Raw genomic sequence first — 533 nt, 5'->3', positions numbered from 1 at the left:
CGTATAAAACGCGTGTCCGATGCGGAATTTTTGTGCTTGTACCTCAAAGTACAAAGAAATTCGGCTATTGACAGCTATCGCCTCATTGCTGCCGGATGAACTGTCATGGGTTCAAAGGCAGGTATCCGAGTTGAGCGGACGCTTGGCGCGTCAACCCACGAAAAAGATTCCCGTTCGAACTCCAGGTCACGTTCGCCACATTGTCGTAGACCAAACCCGGTCCATCCGCGATCAAACTCGCCTGCGCAGCATTCACACTCAATAATCCTGCCGCAAGCAGAGCCATAGCCCCGAACCTGTATTTCATGATACAACCCCCTAATTCGTTATTGATAAATCATGTGGGGTATTCAGCTTAGTGCTGTGCCTAGTTTCTCCATGGGTGCGAAGGCACAGAAATATCCAGCGAAGCTGGCGCTTTATGGCGAAGCTTGGCTGACACCGCGAACTCATGCGCCACAACTTTTGGCTTGGGATTAGCTACAAGCTCACGGAAGGACATAGGATGCATGGAAATGCACTGTTCGATCAAC

General features: G+C 50.3%; 1 protein-coding gene and 1 pseudogene. Both read right to left on the bottom strand.

The window, feature by feature from the left end:
• Nucleotides 1-103 precede the first annotated feature (103 nt).
• Nucleotides 104-307, bottom strand: coding sequence for a hypothetical protein (locus IV91_RS0111845; protein ID WP_150112478.1), 204 nt, complete (start codon nucleotides 305-307; stop codon nucleotides 104-106).
• Between the two features lie 60 nt (nucleotides 308-367).
• Nucleotides 368-533, bottom strand: a pseudogene (locus IV91_RS18005) (IS1595-like element ISCARN11 family transposase); the annotation flags it as partial.

It is taken from the genome of Ferrovum myxofaciens (assembly GCF_000735045.1).
GTDB lineage: Bacteria > Pseudomonadota > Gammaproteobacteria > Burkholderiales > Ferrovaceae > Ferrovum > Ferrovum myxofaciens.
This window is presented reverse-complemented; position numbering and strand designations above follow the sequence as displayed.

What these genes read in the sequence shown, in the direction of transcription:
- IV91_RS0111845 (WP_150112478.1), bottom strand. Translation starts at nt 307, where the DNA reads ATGAAATACAGGTTCGGGGCTATGGCTCTGCTTGCGGCAGGATTATTG.